Annotated in this window: 22 protein-coding genes; 11 read left to right on the top strand and 11 right to left on the bottom strand. The window is 60.2% G+C overall.

Features of this window, described 5'->3' with window-relative positions:
• Positions 1-57 precede the first annotated feature (57 nt).
• From NO931_RS20535 to NO931_RS20525, 3 genes are read right to left on the bottom strand one after another with little or no spacing between them, the layout of a single operon-like run.
• On the bottom strand, positions 58-1,143 hold the full coding sequence (locus tag NO931_RS20535) for a tyrosine-type recombinase/integrase (RefSeq protein ID WP_256394236.1): 1,086 nt from the start codon (positions 1,141-1,143) through the stop codon (positions 58-60).
• Complete coding sequence (locus NO931_RS20530) at positions 1,140-1,376, bottom strand: hypothetical protein (protein WP_256394235.1); 237 nt, start codon at positions 1,374-1,376, stop codon at positions 1,140-1,142. The genes NO931_RS20535 and NO931_RS20530 overlap by 4 nt, the downstream gene beginning before the upstream one ends.
• The gene (locus tag NO931_RS20525) at positions 1,373-1,636 is read right to left on the bottom strand and encodes a hypothetical protein (protein WP_256394234.1); all 264 of its coding nucleotides are present in this window, start codon (positions 1,634-1,636) and stop codon (positions 1,373-1,375) included. Before NO931_RS20525 ends, NO931_RS20530 begins: the two co-directional genes overlap by 4 nt.
• A gap of 471 nt (positions 1,637-2,107) precedes the next feature.
• Between NO931_RS20525 and NO931_RS20520 the strand changes: the two genes are divergently transcribed.
• Positions 2,108-2,341 (top strand): hypothetical protein, encoded by a 234-nt coding sequence (locus tag NO931_RS20520; protein WP_256394233.1) that lies wholly within the window; start codon positions 2,108-2,110, stop codon positions 2,339-2,341.
• A gap of 5 nt (positions 2,342-2,346) precedes the next feature.
• Here the strand turns inward: NO931_RS20520 and NO931_RS20515 are convergent, their stop codons facing one another.
• Complete coding sequence (locus NO931_RS20515) at positions 2,347-3,153, bottom strand: hypothetical protein (RefSeq protein ID WP_256394232.1); 807 nt, start codon at positions 3,151-3,153, stop codon at positions 2,347-2,349.
• A 224-nt stretch (positions 3,154-3,377) separates the two neighbouring features.
• Here NO931_RS20515 and NO931_RS20510 point away from each other — a divergent pair, with 224 nt between their 5' ends.
• On the top strand, positions 3,378-3,785 hold the full coding sequence (locus tag NO931_RS20510) for a type IV pilin domain-containing protein (RefSeq protein WP_256394231.1): 408 nt from the start codon (positions 3,378-3,380) through the stop codon (positions 3,783-3,785).
• The gene (locus NO931_RS20505) at positions 3,786-4,262 is read left to right on the top strand and encodes a type IV pilin domain-containing protein (protein WP_256394230.1); all 477 of its coding nucleotides are present in this window, start codon (positions 3,786-3,788) and stop codon (positions 4,260-4,262) included. It begins immediately after the preceding gene.
• Positions 4,263-4,460: 198 nt separating this feature from the next.
• On the opposite strand, the gene NO931_RS20500 is transcribed toward NO931_RS20505, so the two are convergent.
• Together NO931_RS20500 and NO931_RS20495 are read right to left on the bottom strand one after the other, a co-directional pair.
• Positions 4,461-4,721, bottom strand: coding sequence for a DUF7386 family protein (locus NO931_RS20500; protein WP_256394229.1), 261 nt, complete (start codon positions 4,719-4,721; stop codon positions 4,461-4,463).
• A 245-nt stretch (positions 4,722-4,966) separates the two neighbouring features.
• Entirely contained in the window at positions 4,967-5,167 is a 201-nt protein-coding gene (locus NO931_RS20495; protein ID WP_256394228.1) for a DUF8053 family protein, read from the bottom strand.
• Positions 5,168-5,286: 119 nt separating this feature from the next.
• On the opposite strand from NO931_RS20495, the gene NO931_RS20490 reads away from it, so the two are divergent.
• From NO931_RS20490 to NO931_RS20455, 8 genes are all read left to right on the top strand, one after another.
• Entirely contained in the window at positions 5,287-5,724 is a 438-nt protein-coding gene (locus NO931_RS20490) for a DUF8023 family protein (RefSeq protein WP_256394227.1), read from the top strand.
• Between the two features lie 26 nt (positions 5,725-5,750).
• Positions 5,751-5,882, top strand: a complete 132-nt coding sequence (locus tag NO931_RS20485) for a hypothetical protein (RefSeq protein ID WP_256394226.1) — start codon at positions 5,751-5,753, stop codon at positions 5,880-5,882.
• A 3-nt stretch (positions 5,883-5,885) separates the two neighbouring features.
• Complete coding sequence (locus tag NO931_RS20480) at positions 5,886-7,820, top strand: hypothetical protein (RefSeq protein WP_256394225.1); 1,935 nt, start codon at positions 5,886-5,888, stop codon at positions 7,818-7,820.
• A 2-nt stretch (positions 7,821-7,822) separates the two neighbouring features.
• Positions 7,823-8,383, top strand: coding sequence for a DUF8063 family protein (locus tag NO931_RS20475; RefSeq protein ID WP_256394224.1), 561 nt, complete (start codon positions 7,823-7,825; stop codon positions 8,381-8,383).
• Positions 8,380-9,180, top strand: a complete 801-nt coding sequence (locus tag NO931_RS20470) for a hypothetical protein (protein ID WP_256394223.1) — start codon at positions 8,380-8,382, stop codon at positions 9,178-9,180. Before NO931_RS20475 ends, NO931_RS20470 begins: the two co-directional genes overlap by 4 nt.
• Positions 9,173-10,348, top strand: a complete 1,176-nt coding sequence (locus tag NO931_RS20465) for a hypothetical protein (protein ID WP_256394222.1) — start codon at positions 9,173-9,175, stop codon at positions 10,346-10,348. The genes NO931_RS20470 and NO931_RS20465 overlap by 8 nt, the downstream gene beginning before the upstream one ends.
• A gap of 166 nt (positions 10,349-10,514) precedes the next feature.
• Positions 10,515-10,757 (top strand): hypothetical protein, encoded by a 243-nt coding sequence (locus NO931_RS20460; protein WP_256394221.1) that lies wholly within the window; start codon positions 10,515-10,517, stop codon positions 10,755-10,757.
• Positions 10,754-11,140, top strand: a complete 387-nt coding sequence (locus NO931_RS20455) for a PD-(D/E)XK family putative nuclease (protein ID WP_375142091.1) — start codon at positions 10,754-10,756, stop codon at positions 11,138-11,140. The genes NO931_RS20460 and NO931_RS20455 overlap by 4 nt, the downstream gene beginning before the upstream one ends.
• Positions 11,141-11,160: 20 nt before the next feature.
• On the opposite strand, the gene NO931_RS20450 is transcribed toward NO931_RS20455, so the two are convergent.
• From NO931_RS20450 to NO931_RS20960, 5 genes are all read right to left on the bottom strand, one after another.
• Positions 11,161-11,739 (bottom strand): hypothetical protein, encoded by a 579-nt coding sequence (locus NO931_RS20450; protein WP_256394219.1) that lies wholly within the window; start codon positions 11,737-11,739, stop codon positions 11,161-11,163.
• A 219-nt stretch (positions 11,740-11,958) separates the two neighbouring features.
• Positions 11,959-12,783, bottom strand: a complete 825-nt coding sequence (locus tag NO931_RS20445; RefSeq protein ID WP_256394218.1) for a DUF4145 domain-containing protein — start codon at positions 12,781-12,783, stop codon at positions 11,959-11,961.
• 628 nt (positions 12,784-13,411) lie between these two features.
• Positions 13,412-15,091: a winged helix-turn-helix domain-containing protein gene (locus NO931_RS20790; protein ID WP_256394217.1), complete on the bottom strand. Its 1,680-nt coding sequence runs from the start codon at positions 15,089-15,091 to the stop codon at positions 13,412-13,414.
• Entirely contained in the window at positions 15,088-15,687 is a 600-nt protein-coding gene (locus NO931_RS20435; RefSeq protein WP_256394216.1) for a DUF4326 domain-containing protein, read from the bottom strand. Before NO931_RS20435 ends, NO931_RS20790 begins: the two co-directional genes overlap by 4 nt.
• A 217-nt stretch (positions 15,688-15,904) precedes the next feature.
• Positions 15,905-16,147 (bottom strand): DUF7563 family protein, encoded by a 243-nt coding sequence (locus NO931_RS20960; protein ID WP_445668792.1) that lies wholly within the window; start codon positions 16,145-16,147, stop codon positions 15,905-15,907.
• Between the last annotated feature and the right edge of the window lie 92 nt (positions 16,148-16,239).

Here is a 16,239-nt window from a genome sequence, read left to right as displayed (position 1 = left end):
AAGTGGGACCGCCGAGCGCAGCGATTCTACTGTTACGCATGGTGTGCTGTTGTGCTATCATTCTGATTCCTCCGCGAGAAAGTCCCGACGCGACTGCATTCGCCGGATCGGGTCGGGATGATCGTAGTGCTCCCTGATGACCTCAGGGGTCGCGTTCACCCGCTCAGCGACGACCTCCGGCGGCCACCCCTCGTCGCGCATGTGGGTGATCGCGCCGGTTCGGATCGGGTGGGGCGATCGGCTCGACGGGCAGCGTGCTTCGCGGCCGTGCTCCAACGCCTCGCAAGTCTCTGTATCGCGCCCGTGCGGGCACTCACCCAACCGGCACGGCTGAGTCAGGATGTAGATCTCTCGCCGAATGCTCGACTTCGAGACCCTGGCCCGATCGCCCTTCTCGGTCGTCAACAGGGGACGGCGATTGTTCTCATCAACCCCCTCGACGCGATTCACGTCGATGTACTCCTGAACGCGGTCAGCGACCTCCTGGTCAAGCGCAACCGGCCGCTCGCCCTCCCGCTTATTCTTGAGCGGCGTCGTCGGCCGATGCCGGAGGTAGACGAACGGTAGCTCGACCTTTTCGAGCGCGTCGTGATCGATATTGTCCTGGTGCCGTAGTCGTTCGAGATCGGATTCCTCGTAGAACCAGTCCCCGAGGTCGAGCGACCGGAGCCCACCGAGGCGGCACCCCGTGTGCCACATCAGTTCGAACATCGCTTGCTGCCGAGACGCGCGCTGGTATCGGTGTAAGTTCTCTCGGATAGTCTCAGCACGCTCGGCAGTCAGCAACTCCTCATTGACCCGATCGGCCAGCTCCACTTTCGGGACTTCGACCTTGGCCGGGAGATCGGACGGTACCGCATCGATCCGCATGCAGAACTTGAGCCACTGCTTGAGCGTCCCGATCTGCGTGTTCAGTGTCGCCTTCGCCAGCCCCTCACTCCGACGGTGCGAATCGAAGCGGAAAACGTCGCGACTGGTGAGTTCGTTCAGGTTGTCGATCCCTTCGTCCTCACACCACTGAATGAACGGCTTCAGCCGGTAGTGGTAGCTCTGGAGGGTTTCGTCGGCCCGCGTGGACTCCAGCCGGTCGAGCCACATATCCACCGCTTCCTGAGGGGTGATCGGGTCGAGATCGTCGCTCATGCTGTTTCCTCCGTGTCCGCGGCTTCGATCTCGGCGAGGTCCGCCTCATCGACACGGTCCGCCGCGGCCTCGACGACCATGGCGGCGTCGGCACGCTTACCGGGGCCCAGCGACGGCCGGACCTGTTCGACAGCCTCGGTCGGCGTCTCGGCACTGTCGGTCAGCAACTCGACCAGCGCCGCTCTGACGGCATGTTGCACCGACAGCCAGTGCTGGCGTTCGCGGGGGTTCATGCCGATCCCTCGCGGTGCTCGTAGGGGCCGGCAGGCGTGACGAGCCGGATCTCCTCGCGCGTCTTCGTCTCGCCAGAGCGCTTGTCGCGCAGCTCGTCGAACTCCGGCGAGAATTCGTCATCCTGGCTCCACTGCCGGGCGCACTTGGCGCACCAGAAGTGGTAGTTCGTCGGCTCCCAGGTCCGATGCCCACGCGGGCACACCCAGCGCCACCGATCCGCATCGTCTTCGAGGTGGATCGTCGTCTTGCGTCCAGTCATCACGCCGACCTGACGGGGTACCCCACAAAAGCGGTCGGCCTTGCGCGTCCGGTGAAAGTGAAACTGGACGTTGTCGGGCCGGAAGCGCCGAATATCTGATGCCCATGCCCATCGGCCACCGCTTTCGGGCGATCGGGGGCGGGTGAAAGTGGTCCGTTTCGATACTGGCGATCGTGCGGGGAGTTTATACCCCGTGTCGTGCAACGCGGTCATGCTTCCGTAGGTGGGATACGGAAGCCACAGCGGACCGGTGCTGCAACACCGGGTCCGCGATTCTCACGAGAACCCGACGATGAGCGGCGGGTCCGTGTAGCTTCCGTTACCACCCCATTTAGATGGGATGTACTTATATTTTGGCAGCCTAAGCTGCCATAGTGGCTTTATGGACGGACTCAATGAAAACAAACCAAATCCAGTAAGTATAGGGTGGTTCTCAATCCGGCAATGGCGCGACGAAAGCGGGGTCCGTGGATGAACTCAGCGACAGACCCCGTGTTGGAGTTCCTCAACGAATACGAGATCGCCGTTCCGATCGGCGTTCTGGATAACGAACTCTCTCCCGGCTATCGAACGATCAAACGGGCTCTGGAGGAACTGGAAGATCGCGAGTACGTGGCGCGGGATGAGAACTATTCTTCGTACTTCGAGATCACCGACCGCGGCCAGGCGTACCTCCAGGGCGATCGCGACGCGAGCAACGACTGAGGATTTTACGAAGGCGACCCGAGCTGCCCGTATAGCGCGCGGGTCGCGTCCGCTGAGAGGATCACGTTCTGCTCGGAGACCGTCACAGATTCACCGCTCACGTCCTCGAACAGCGCTGCGAGATCGTGGAGATACTCCTGTGACCGAGTCTCGCGGAGCGTCATTGTCGCCTTGTCCGGATGGCGTTGCCCGCGGTTCGAGAGATACACGTCGACGAAGTCCTCCCGAATCCGGTCGGGCGCGGCGTCGAGATACAGAGGTAGCGAGAGGTCAGCGTCGGATTTCGAGCCGACCGGAGCACCCAGCAGCGAGAGTACCCGGCCCAGAACGGCAGCGTCCTCGGCGGGCTTGATCTCTGTCGCGCGATCGGGATCGTCGGCGTGCGTCATCGCGTGCCCGACGCCGAGTGCGTCGAGATCGGCGCGGAGTGCGTCGGCGTCCGAGCTGCCGTTGATCGTACACACCGGGACGTACTGTTCAGTGCTGATGCTGCCGCCGGAGAACATCCACGCGACGAGACGATTCAGTGGCTCGAACGCTTCGGCGTCGAAGTCGAGCGCGAGCCACCCGCGTCGGTCGGCGATCTGGATCGCGCGGACAGGATTCGGCGTCGTGTCGCCGTCGACCCACTCACGAATCGCGTTGCGGTCGACGTCGAGTTTCGTCGAGAGGGCTTGCGATCCCTTCTCGGGATACCGGGTTTTGGCGCGTTGGGCTTTGCGATACAGCAATACACGCTGGTAGGCGGTTTCGTACGATCTACTGGCGTAGGTGTTCGCGAGTTCACGCTCTGTAACAAAGGGCTGGTGCATGGGTTGTGTGATATTTACTATCTTGTTTGATATATCTACCAAATACTTGAATGGTAGGAATGGATTTATTACGTATACATGATATTGGACTGGTAACGCCGGAACCACGACACGAGGACGCCGAGGCAGGGAGATGGCAACACCATTTCCATTGTCTCACCACAGCAGATGGATGCTCGTGGGAAGTCCTTTGCTGTCGCTGCCGGCGGGACAAACAAAAAACAATGAAACTCAAACAGCTATTCACGGACGATGACGCCGTGTCGCCGGTTATCGGCGTCATCCTCATGGTCGCGATCACAGTGATCCTCGCCGCCGTCATCGGGGCGTTCGTCCTCGACATCGGTGGCAGTCAGGAGGCAGCACCGCAAGCAAGTTACAACTGGAATCTTGATAGCACTGCAGATGAGCTGGATCTCGAACACAGCGGTGGAGATGACATCAGTCACAGCTCTATCGAGATTCAGACCTCTGCCACCTCTGAAGACCCATTCACGAGTAGTGGCACATTCAGTGCTGGTACCACGGTAGATGCTGCTTCTAGTGTCACAAGCGGTTCCACGGTTAGCTTGGTTTGGGAAGCTTCAAGCGGAGATTCCAGCCAAGTTCTCAGCGACTATGAGAGATCATAAATGAATCTAAAGGAACTGTTCACGGACGATGACGCCGTGTCGCCGGTGATTGGCGTCATCCTGATGGTTGCGATAACCGTGATTCTGGCCGCCGTGATCGGGGCATTCGTCCTCGACATTGGTGGTAGTCAGGATGCAGCACCGCAAGCGAGCTGGGATTACAGCTACGATGAAGGATCCACAGCTGGGTATGGTGATGGATCTAGTAGCAATGGTGACGACTCTGTTACCATTTCGCACTCTGGTGGTGATGATATCTCCAATAGTGTGCTCACCTTCGAGATCGATGGCAATTCGCCATCGAGTTCGGATATTGGATGGAGTTCGTCGGCTCCCAGCACCTGGTCAGCCGGCACCTCTGCAACAATCAACGAAGCGAACGCTGGGGGTATCGACTCCGGTAACGAGGTTCAGATCATCTGGAGTTCCTCTTCTGGTGATTCAAGCAACGTCCTCAGTAGTAGTCAGGTCCCTTAGTCAGTAGCTGACCAATTTTCGTTTTCTTCAATTCCTATTAGTGCCGAATCGTGACATCGCTCGCGTTGAGCAGAGTGTAATTGTCACGATTGCAATTCCAACAGAATAGTCGGCGACTTACGGGGTCGGTTTTCAGTCCATATCAACCAAACACGGTACGACGAGGCGACTCTCAATTGGATTTCGCGGTGTATGCGTTCACCGCCACCTGCTCTCAACTGAGGTTCTGTATTGGAGTCCGATCACAGAGGTATTCGCGACCTCTTGAACCGTCTTTGGATCGAACTCACTTCTGGCCTCATCGATGTTCTGTTTTGATTGGAGCAGGTGAGTTAATGCGGCATCAATTACCACACTCATCGGCGGGTCATCGTGGGGACCATCGGCGACGATCTCGCTGGCGCGGTCGAGCCTGCGCTGTCGTTCGTCGGTCAACTTCAGGCTGGTGCGTTTGGTCATACTAAGTAGGCAGGTATGCACCGGGGGTCGGTTCGCGTTGCTCGCGTCCGAGTGACCGGCCATTCTTTATGAATGGGTGTTGGGTGGTCGGCGTGATCACGCCGCTGGCCGACCCGATCGGGGCCGATTCTATGCACCGTAGCCCACGCCCACCGCGCGGAAGGTGCATACATCGCGGATTGGCGTTACTTTCGCGGCCGACCCCACGGGGTCGGATCTGAAGACCCGGTTCCAGGGCGCTGGCGTCACAGCGCATCGTCGATCTCCGGAACGTCGTCGCCGTCGACCGCGCGCACGAGGTACGCACCTTCGGCGACGCGGTTGATATACATCTCCTGTTCTTCCGGAATCTCGCCGTCAGCCCCGACGATGCCGTCGAGGCGCAGTTCGTCTTTGTCGAGCGAGACGACCGGCGTTCCGTCGCGATCGCAGAGTTTTCTGAACATCGCCAGAACGGTCGGCTATCCGATTGCACTTAATGGTTTGTACTGTGGCCACGGCGTAGCCACGCTATCACCAAAATGCGGAGTTTGACATTGTAGCGGATAGCCGCGGTGGGTGCCACATGGCACTGAATCTACCGGAGAATATGATCCCTGCCGGCGTCCGCCGGGAGAACGGTATCGACCTCACGGACAGCCTCCTCTCGCCGCTGTTCGTGATGGCGACGATCGCGATGACGAAGCTGTTCGTCCTCAAGTCGGGGACGTTCCCGTACAGCTGGTCGTTCGACGACGCGCTGTACGCGGCGCATGGCACCGAGATTACCTGGGCGTTCGTCGTGACGATGGCGGTGATCTTCATCGCCTGGATCACCAACGGCCAGACAACCCGTGAGGACCTGACCGACATGGAGTTCGTGATCGTGCTCCTGATGGTGATCCTCAACATCCTCAGCGCGCTGGTGCCCGCCGTCTCGGTCGCGATCGCGGCGACGTGGTACCTCGGCGTGTTCATGGTGATGCTCAACGGCGCCGGCTTCTGGATTATCGCCTACAAGTAGACCGCGGAACCCACGGAGACCAATTCATGACGACTCATCTTTCCGACGACGTTGCACAGCTCGATACGAGTACCATCGCGTTCATCGCCTTCTCGGGCGCGGCGACCGCGCTCGCCGGGATCACCGGGCTGGCCGCTGCAGGAACGGGGGTGATCTGAGTGGTGCCCGACAACGACGGCGCGGCCCACAGCCCACCGCTCGACTGCGACGTGTGTCGGCGCGACGTACTACGCGGGCTCGGCGCCGCCGGGGCAACGGCTGCAATTGCCTCGACGCCCGGACTCGCCCAGGACAACACGAGCGACGGGGAGAACATCAACTACCTCTCGACGGGCGCGAGCATCGGTCTCGCGCCCGGGCTGTCCGCGCTCAGTTACTTCTCGAACGGCTCGTTCGACTGGATTTCTGCCTGGGGTGACCAGTCGGAAAGCGAGTTCAAGCAGAAATACGAGTACGAGCAGCGGATCGACATCTACCAAGAGGCGTACAACTTCGAGCAGTTCACCAAGCGGCAACTCGCCTCGATCGAGAGTAGCGCCAACAGCCTCTCACGGTGGATCGTCGGGCACGCACTCAAGGAGGTCTACCGGCAGGCAGAGGAAGGTGCAGACCTTTCGACGGCGATTTCGGAAGGGCAGGCGGTAGTCGACGCCGAGTTTGTCAAGATCTTCAACAAGCTCGTTGACCATTGGGAGCAGGTGGCGATTGCCGTCAAGGGGTGGTACAACCTTCTTGATACGCTTTCAGAGCCTGATGTCGCTGCGCCGATCGGGTACACGATGACCCGGTACGACCCGTTCACGGGCATGGTCAACCAGATCAAACACAAGTGGGGGTGGAACGACCCCCCGAACACCCCGTCAGTGAGTTTCCTCGGCGAAACTCGCAACCCCCAGCAGATCATGAAAGTGCCCAACAACGGCGTCGAACAGAACGATCTGTACGCGAGTATCTGTCTGCCGAAGGATCTCACTCAGCCGGGGAAGAACACTGCCAGTGAAACGACTGACCCGTACGAAACGTACGTTCAGCAGTTCCACTGGGAAGAGATCATGAACCGCGTCAATAGCGGGTTTACCTACGAGGAGGACGGCGACGATCCCGACAACCAGACCTCGATCACCCTGCCGAACGACACCTACTCGAGCTACAAGGTCGACGGCGCGGTTCGGATCATGCCACCGGCGCCGGTGGATTTCGACGTTAACCCCGAAGACGTCGAGGACGTGAGCGATAATCCGTACGCCAAACTGCTGATGGTATCGCGGTACGCGAGGGTGATTCAGACAATTGCGGACACGTACACAAACGCCGCTGACACTGTAGAAACGTGGTGTAACAGCAACTACTCGGATCTGAAAGCGAACACGGACCAGTACGACATCGAAGACATGAGTACCGCGCCGGCGCTGCAAGATGCAGCGGAGAACGCTGAGAATCCGGCAGAGGCGGCACTCATGATGCACTCTCTGGAAATCCCGACGAATCTCGACAACGACGTTCGACTCCAGTTCCCGAACGTCACCGACGAGAACGGGAATCCAGTCCAGGCATCGGGCTACCTCGGCGTGACGAACCCGCCAAGTGACGGCCTCCCGGTCGGCGAAGTGATCGACCCGACCGCGCATGACGGCGAGATCTACTTCGCTCACAACATCGCAGACGTGCCGATCGCCGGCGTCGAGGACACCGGCGGAAACACGACGGATGGGAACACGACCGACAATACGACGGACGGGAACACGACCGATGGCAGCACGGAAACGACCGCACAGGCCACCTACACGCAACTGACCGCCAAGTTCGAGATCATCGACACGGCGGACGGTGGCGACTCCGTGCAGTTCAACGCCCGTGAGACGGTGCAAGCGGACTACGACTGGCAGACGGTCGTTGAGATCCTGGAGGAAAACAACCAGGCGCGCAACGACGCCTCAGAGCAGACGATGGAGACGGACCCAGACAGCAGTGGCGGGCCGATCATCCCCGACGACTTCGACCTCGGGACCGGAAGCCCGCTCGCCGGGCTGGCGATCATCGGCGGGGCGATCGTCGCGGTCGGGGCCGCTGTAACCAACCTCCTGCCGGGGAACTGACCATGCGCCGGACCATTTTTGCGCTGTTGCTGGTTGTAGCGACGGCTCTGGCGATGGGCATGGGCGCGAGCGGCGCGAGCGGCGCGATCGCGCAGGAGAACGCGACGAACACGAGTTCCACTCAGGCGGGTGCGGACTACGAGGAAGTGGTCGGCCCGAACGTCCGGATTGTGGACTGGGAGTACACGAGCGGGCAGTTCTCGCTGACGTTCGAGGCGGACGAGCCGACCTCGGTGTCGATCACCGAGGCGGGCACTTGGGGCGAGGGGAGCGGGCAGTTCAACTACGTCGAGCAGGTCGTCGGCGAGGGCAGATCCACGGTCGTCGTCCCGGTCAGCGATCGGGACGGCGCCGCGGTCGGGATCACGACTCCGGCGAGTATGGACCAGGGGACCGGCGCGTACGTCTCGATCGGGACTGACGAGCAAGCCGACCAGAACCCGCTGACGACGTTCGGCGGGGAGTCCGGTCTGTTCACCGGCGTCCTCATGACGATCGCGCTGGCGGCCGTCTCAGCGTGGTACGTCGTTCGCTCCGAGGAAAGCGGGGTGATCGAAGCGTGAGCGACACCAGCGGCACCTTCGGGGGCTGGTCGGATCGTCTCACGTACGTGCTCGCGGAGGGTCAGCTCCTTGTCGCCGGGCTGGCGATCACGATCGGCCTGCTGTTCGTGTGGTTCCAGCCGTCGCTGCCGGGCATCCCGCCGATCGTGGGCGGGATCTTCGCGGCGCTCCTGCTACTCGGGCCGCCGCTGCTGGGGCTGTTCATCACCGGCGCCCGCGCGCTCCGGAACCGCAACATGGTGACGGTCTACCACATCAACGGACAGACCGACACCCGGAAGAAATACTACGTCGAGCCCGGTGTGTGGGCGGACAAGACCGTCGACGGCCCGAGCCCGTATCTCTGCAACGACGGCGACGCCTTCGAGGTACGCGAGTTCAACTGGTTCGAGGACACCGAGAACCTGACCGTTCGCGGGTGCTACATGAGCCAGCTCGCCGACTCGAAACTCGTCACGACGAAGGCGATGCTCGAAGACGTCCACGGCGAGTTCGTCGAGGCGTATCTCGAACTCAATCGGCTCCGGGGCCGGATCTCGAAGATGGGGCTCCAGATCCAGAGCGACGTGATCAACGAGGAAGCCGAGGCGGACGAACGCGGGTTGATGAACCCGAAAACGTCCGTCAAAGAGCGTTTCGAGGACGCCAAGGAGGACGCCGAAGACGACGAGTTCGAGGAAGTTCAGGACATCGGCAGCTACGTCGAGGAGTACGCCGCGGAACACGACGCGCCCCATGGCCCGCCCGCGACGCTCTCGTCTGACCAGGCCGCCACTGACGGGGGTAACGATGAGTGACGAACAGGACAACTACACGGTCGGCGGCTTCCGCGAGTATCAGGATGGGAACCTCGAACGCGATCCCGACGAAGTGGTCCCGCACTCGGGGTTCGTCCGCGACGAACAGGTCGATCGGCAGATGACCATGCGGGCGATCCACCACGACGCCGACCGGTGGGACGGCAAGCCCGCAGCGGACTATCTGAGCGTCCAGAAGAACCGCGACATCCTGCGCGCAGAGGGCAGCGAGACGGCCCGGAACGCGATGCAGAACGGCGATACGGTGACGCTGAAGCACTACGTCGGTGATCCGTCCCAGCACGCGGACATGGCCGGGATCAAAACGGTGACGCGAATGCAGGAGATCGTCGCCGGCCCGGCGCCGGTGATCGTCGTGCTCGGCGAGATGGGGGCGGGCAAGTCCGACTTCGCCGGGCTCCTGGGGCAGCTGCGCCAGCGCTGGGTCGACGGCGACCTCCTGGTCGGGAGCAACATCCGGACGCTCGACCGCAACGACGACTGGGTTCGCGACGACGGGAGCGTCGAGGACGGCTATATCCCGCACTACCCGCTGCTGACCGAGTGGGTCGAACAGGACGGCGATCCCGTCGAGAACGCCCAACAGCCCAAGCTCTACATCGGCGACGAGTTCTCGTCGAACGCCAGCGGAACCGGCGAGGACGGCCACCTCGTGCGCAAGCTGATGGGGCCGCTCGTGTTCAAGATCCGCAAGTACGGCGGCGCTCTCATCTACATCGGGCACGACGAGAGTTCGATTCACCCGATGCTCTGGCGCGTCGGCACGATCATCAAAAAGGAGTCCAAGAAGTCGGCGGTCGTCGCCGACCGGATCTCGGGCGGGAAGCTCGTCGACGTCGACCCGCGCCCCCTGGAGGGCATCCCGCCGACCGACTGGTCGATGAACACCAAGGAGGCCAGCGAGTGGTGGTGGCAGGCGCCGTCGAACGACGAGCCCGCCACCGACGATCTCGAACGCGACGACATCAAGCGCGTCGCGATGTGGACCATCAAAACCTGCGTGCGCGATCAGGGCATGACGCCCAATCAGGCGTCGAAGTTCGTTCCCTTTAGCGACACGACGGTCTACAATTGGCTCGACGACTACGACGAGGGCGACCGAGAGAAGCGCGAGTGGGTTGAAACCGTCGATCGGGTGATAGCATGACGGCGTCGGGGTTCCAACGTTGCAAGTTCAACCGACCCCCCTTTAGAGAGATTGGCCCATGCCGCGCTCGCCGCCCTGTCGGGCGCCGAGCGCCAGCGATGGGCACGCGGTCGAACGCCCAGCGGAGGCGTATATATATCGGCGCGCGACGTGCGCGTGATGCGCGATGACGGACGCCGCCGCTCGGTACGTCGAGGCGATCGCGGACGTGGTTGCGGATCTCCCCACCGAGATCGAACGGGGAGTGTTCCCGCCGGGAGCCTACGCGGCGATCGCGTCGATGCTGGTTGTGATGGGCGGTGCCGTCCACGCCGGGAGCGCGTTCGGCGTGATCGGGGCGGCGACCGTCGCCGCGGGGGCGACGTGGCTCCCGATCCGCGAGGATCGACGGTGGAGGGCCGACGAGTGAGTCGGTCCCACCGCGCGAACCACTTCGGGACGATCTGCGAGAAGCGGATGGCGAAGAAGCGCCGGTTCCAACTCGACCGGGCGAGCTGGCACGACGCACGCTTCCAGAACGGAACGCCGGTCGAGATCAAGAGCACGATGGTCGAACACGCCGACGGCCAGCCGGGCAACTTCAAGATCTACCGGCAGTACCACGATCGGCTTCGGCGGGCGGACGGGTGGTACTGTTTCGTCGTGTATCGGCCACATGGGCGCTCAGGATGTACCGTGCTCGAAGATAAGATGGTTCGCGCTGGAGATCTTCCGCTGGTTCAGTGGCATGGTGGCGGTGCCCATCGGAATACTCAGCAGGCAAAGATTGACATCTCAGAAATCGTTGGGTAGAGGTCAATACGATAATAACCCTAATCTTGCTTTGGTTTCCCTTCCTGTTTATAGTAGTAAAGTCGTTCGAGAGCGGTAATCCCTATATCAAGGATATCCTTTGCTTCATCTTCAGATACACCCTTCTCATGAATTGCAATATTTGCCAATTCTCTTACATCCTCGATTGCTGCAATAGTCTGCTTGCTCAACTTATCATCTGAAATTATTTTATCCATTATAGTTCTATATGTATGTCTAGAATAAACCTCATCGTTATAGCTCAATTCTTCCTCCTGAGCAATCTCACGGAGGACAACCTCGATCTCCGTTCTCAGAAATGCGAGAGCGGCGATATGCGAAATATCATAGAGGTCGTATAGCTTCTGAGCAAGGCCTTCTGGAAGGTAATCGGAAGTCTCGACATCTTCAGGAATCGGTAAGCTCTCTTCGACTACCTTCTCAGTCTCTTTGACCTGTTCACCTAATTCAGCCTCAAATTCACCATAGGATACACGCTTTATTAGTGGGAAAAATGGCAAAATCACGAGCATTCCAATTAAGGCAATCATCTGCCAGTGGACGATTACTTCCTCCGGGTACCGAAGGTCTGCGATCACAATAATGAAGATGAATGCGAATAGAATAGACGGGGCGTATGTACGAAGAGAATCAGCCTCGGGAAGATAACCAGATATTCCCATTTAATGGAGAGAATGAAGAGACTGACTTGTAGCTGTCGATACAATAAAGCGGTGCACAGCAACTAATCAATGATACTGATTTCCTCTCCCTCAAAGACAGATCGTTACGATGGAGTATGTCGACGATGCCGACTCCTAATTGATTTCACTATGTATTTCCGTTATTGTTCTCCGAACTATGAATAGCGTATCCTCAGCGTGACTCCAATCTGGTTGGATGTCTGGATGCGCAACGTCGTTCCTCTTATCTCTCAGGTAATCTAAGTTATTCAAAACCGCCGGACCATTCTCCTGATCAAATTCTGACTCCAACCGATCAAGTACTGACCCCCAAGATCCGTATTGAATTTCATCGCCTGTCTCTTGTTCATACCAGATTCGCAATGAGGCTTCTACTGATCTCAGAGAAAGGAACATACTTGCTGTCGGAATATCTACTGCTAAAGCTTTCATAGAATCTGTTAGATTGCTTTTGATATCTGCAGGAAGCCAGGCCCAACAGTCTTGATCAAAGATCTGATCAGGTTCTCTTACTAAATGCCGTGTATTAATCACGCCGTTTTCAACGACAAGAATGGAGTCTCTTTCGCCAATCTCCTCCATATATTTCTCCTGCCAAGAATTGATATTCTCTTCTAACTCTTCTGCAAAGTCATCATCAATCAACTCATCAGGATCCTTTTCTAGAGTTATTAGTTCCTCTACTGTCGCCTCGATCTCGTCGATTACCTTCAGATTAATACTTGAATCATTTATTATCAGTAAAGAGTGCAATAGCGTGTTAGATACAGATTCATAGGTTAAAAACCGCATATCCTTATTCCACTTCAATGCAGTCTCTAATCGTCCAAGATTCCAGCCAAGAGAAAATGACTGGATATGGTGATGGTCACTTTCCGTAGGGTATTCGTCAAACTGCTCGTATGACTCTAAAATATCATTTGAGATGCCCTTTGTCATACCACTACTACTATCCTAATCACACATGTATTTAGGGAAAGTGGAGAACCAGATGGAATAAAACTGTATAATAGTCGGTGTGAGCTCAATCCCGATGCTTCAAGTGGATCCAGTGGAACTCGGCAGCGCGGAGTACTTTTTCGGCCAGGTTCCCTTAGGCACCCTCCTAAGCATATTCGACAAGGTGGCTTCTCGGGGAGACCTACGGTGTGATATCGGGCTAGACCGTCCATACTGGCTCTCAGTAGCCAGTTCGGTCTCCAATGGTAGCGGTTGCGGTAAGGCCGGACCGTTCTGGTCCGGCCGCATTGTTCTCCCCCTTAGGGGCACTACCCTAAGGGGGGCTGGCAAACCAAGTGGGTCAGCCAGAGCCCGAGACCGGCGATTTCGACGCCTCTCGACGCCAAAAATCGGCGCTACAGCTAATCCAGTCGTTCGCTCAGTTCGGACAAACTGGCGCTACAAGCAACTCGCAGGGGCCGATCACGCCGATCGTCGACCGGCCCGCGCCGCGCAGCTCCCGATCGCGACGCAACTAACCAGCAACCAGACGTGAAAAGCGCGCAAAAAAGTCGAGATCGCGATTGCTGTCGCTACGCACCGGGGCGAATCCCGGTCCGATCGGGCGCTACGACCGACCCCGATCGATCCAGTCGTACGGATCGATCCGTAACCGGACGTGATCCTCTTCCAGGTATCCGCGTTCGAGCGCGTTCGCTATCTGATGGGGCTCCAGGTCGAGCAGGTCGAAGTACTCCCAGTCGTTCCCAGCGCAGTCGCTAGCGTCGTTCTCGTCGTCGCTGTCGTCTGCCAGCCCATCATGGTCGCGCGCCTCGTCGTCGCGGTCCTCGCGGCGCTGCCGGCGTTCCTCAGCCCGCTCTTGCATGTCTTCGGCCTGGTCGTCGGGATGAACTTCGCGAACGATCTCCTTAGCGCGGTCGAGCAGCTGGCGCGAGACGAACACGACCAGTACCGGGTTCCCGAGTCGGGCGAACACGCCGTTCTCGGCGAGCCGAGCGACGTGGTAGCGGACCGTCGAGCGCGCCAGCCCGGTACGCTCTTCGAGCGTATCGTAGGACGCACCGGATTCTTCGGCGACGACTTTCAGGATGTCGTAGACAGCTTCCGTGTTCGTTTTCAGCGCCTCCTTGTAGATCTCGGTCGCTACGTCCTCGTAGCGACGCCGAAGCATACTCCGGCGCCCCTGGGGCTTCTCGAACTCCATCGACGGTGCTGCCGGCCCATCGAAGTAGTCATCGGCAGTGAGGTCGGTCCGTTCGATCCCGGCCCATTGCGCGTGCGTCGCGACGACTTCGCGCAGGTGCTGGAGTACCTCGTCCCACTCGTCGACGTGGGGCAACGCGCCGTCGTCGACGCCAGCAAAGGACGCTTCGAGCTTCGGATCGCGGAGCGGATCGTCGACCGATCGCTCGGCAAAGTCGCCCGTCTGGTAGATCTTCAGCTGAGTGTCGTAGCGCTTGCCCTGGAAGCCGAGCAAGTCCCACCGATCGGAGACGACGCGCGCCTCTAACCAGCCCTCCTGGAGTCGGCGCTGGTGCGCCTCGATCTCGGAGTGACCGCCCCAGCCGATGAGTTGCTTGCTCTGTTCGATCGTCTCGATCGCCTGGGCTTTCTTCTCGATCGCGAAGCGGATGTGCGCCTCGGCTTTCGCGATCTTCCGGGCGTCGTCGTTCCGATCCCGGCCCACGTCGACGGCATCCTCGCCGTAGACGGTGCGGATCGCGTCGTACATCCGACGCTCGATCTCGTCGCCGGATTCGGCCCACGTCGTCGAGGCGCGGACTTTCGTGCCCTCGCCGAACGGGCATTCGAGCGCGTTCCCATCCTTGTAGACGAGATCTCGGTACTGCGGCATGATCTCGACGTGCAGCGCGGTCGCGGGCTTCGAGAGGCCACCCTCTTCATCCATCCGCCGGAGCTTGAGATGCTGGTCGTAGAACGCGCTGTAGTCGTCGCCCTCGCCAGTGCCGGCCTTCCAGCGCGAGCTGGTCAGGACGTAGACGTACTCGATACCGGAACCGGTCGACGGAAGCCAGTCGTGCTCCACGTCCTCGGCGACGACGAACGGCTCTTGCTCGTGGTCAGCGACCACGTCACGCCAGAACTGGATCGTACGGGCGTACAGTGTATTCCGGCTGTTCGGCTTCCGGTCCCGATCGGACGGGTCGAGATCGTTCAGGACGTTCATCACGGCGGCGCCGTGGGCTCTGGGCCGGGGGAACTCGCTCGTCTCACAGTCGACGACCGAGTCGTGGTCGACCCCCTGAGCGGGCGTCTCGACGCTCACTCAGCACCACCTCGCTTCGAGATCGCGTCGGCGACCGCGGCGACGACCTCCAGGTGGCACGCCGGCCCGTCGTCGTCGACGGACTGGCACCAGCCTCCGAGGACGCCGCCGCGAACATCTTCGTAGAGGGCCCGGCGCAGCTCGTGGCGTGCGTCGACGGCGTCGAGGAACAGGTCGGCGAACCGAGCGACGGCTTGCTCGCGCGTCGCGACGACCGTCACGTCGCCCTGTGCGTGATGTTCGTCGTCGGCCCCATCCTCGTGGACGAACGGATTCCCGAGCCAGCCGCGTTCGCCGATCTCGGTGTTCCCGAAGTGGCGAATCCGCCCCTGGCCGGTCGTCGAGCGGCCGCCGTAAACATCGCAGTCGCCGGCCATCCAGTGACCGACGCGCGTCGTCGGCTCGCCGCGGTCGTCGCTGTCCTCCAGGAGCGCGACGATCTCGTCGCGCCGGTCCAGGTCGAGACCAGTTTGCCCGAGTACTTCCGCGACGGTCGCGTCCGGGTTCCGCTCGACGTAGCGTTCGGCAGCGGCGAGATCGCCGCCGTCGTCGTCGTCGAACTGCTGCCAGAAGTCTTCTCGACGAGCGTCGCTCATCGCTTCCCTCCGAGTTGATCGCGCAGCGAGCGCAGTGTCCCGACGACCCGATGGCGGCGCGTGACCTTCAGAGAGTAGTCGAACGGCACGTCATCGTATCGGAGCGGGAGTCGCGGGCAGTCGTGGCTGTTCGCGCAGGTATCGCGTTTCCAGCCGACCCACGCCCGGCAGTCCGGACAGTACCAGGGCGATTCCTCGCGTGGCCGGTCACGTCGGCTCACGCCGACCACCCCTCCGCAGCGCTGTTCCCGTGACGACCGGGCGACGTTTCAGGGTCAGGCGTCCGGACGTCGAGCCCGGCAGCGCTCCCCTCAAAGAGTCGGACCCAGGTGTCGCACTCGGGGCAACGGTGGGCCTGATCGTCGGCGTCGCCGTAGACTCGCCGGAAATCTCCCGAAACGTGGGCCTCGCAGTTAGAGCACGTCGAGTCGGCTGAGTGTGTGAATAATCCAGCCGACATCACGCCCACCCCAGAACGTTGTCAGCAGGCTTTTGATGCCACTCTACCCTCTGGGGATGAACATGTAGGGAATTAGAAGTGGGACCGCCGAG

The organism is Natronoarchaeum rubrum (assembly GCF_024494695.1).
The sequence above is the reverse complement of the archived record's forward strand: the minus strand, read 5'-3'. Positions and strand labels throughout refer to the sequence as shown.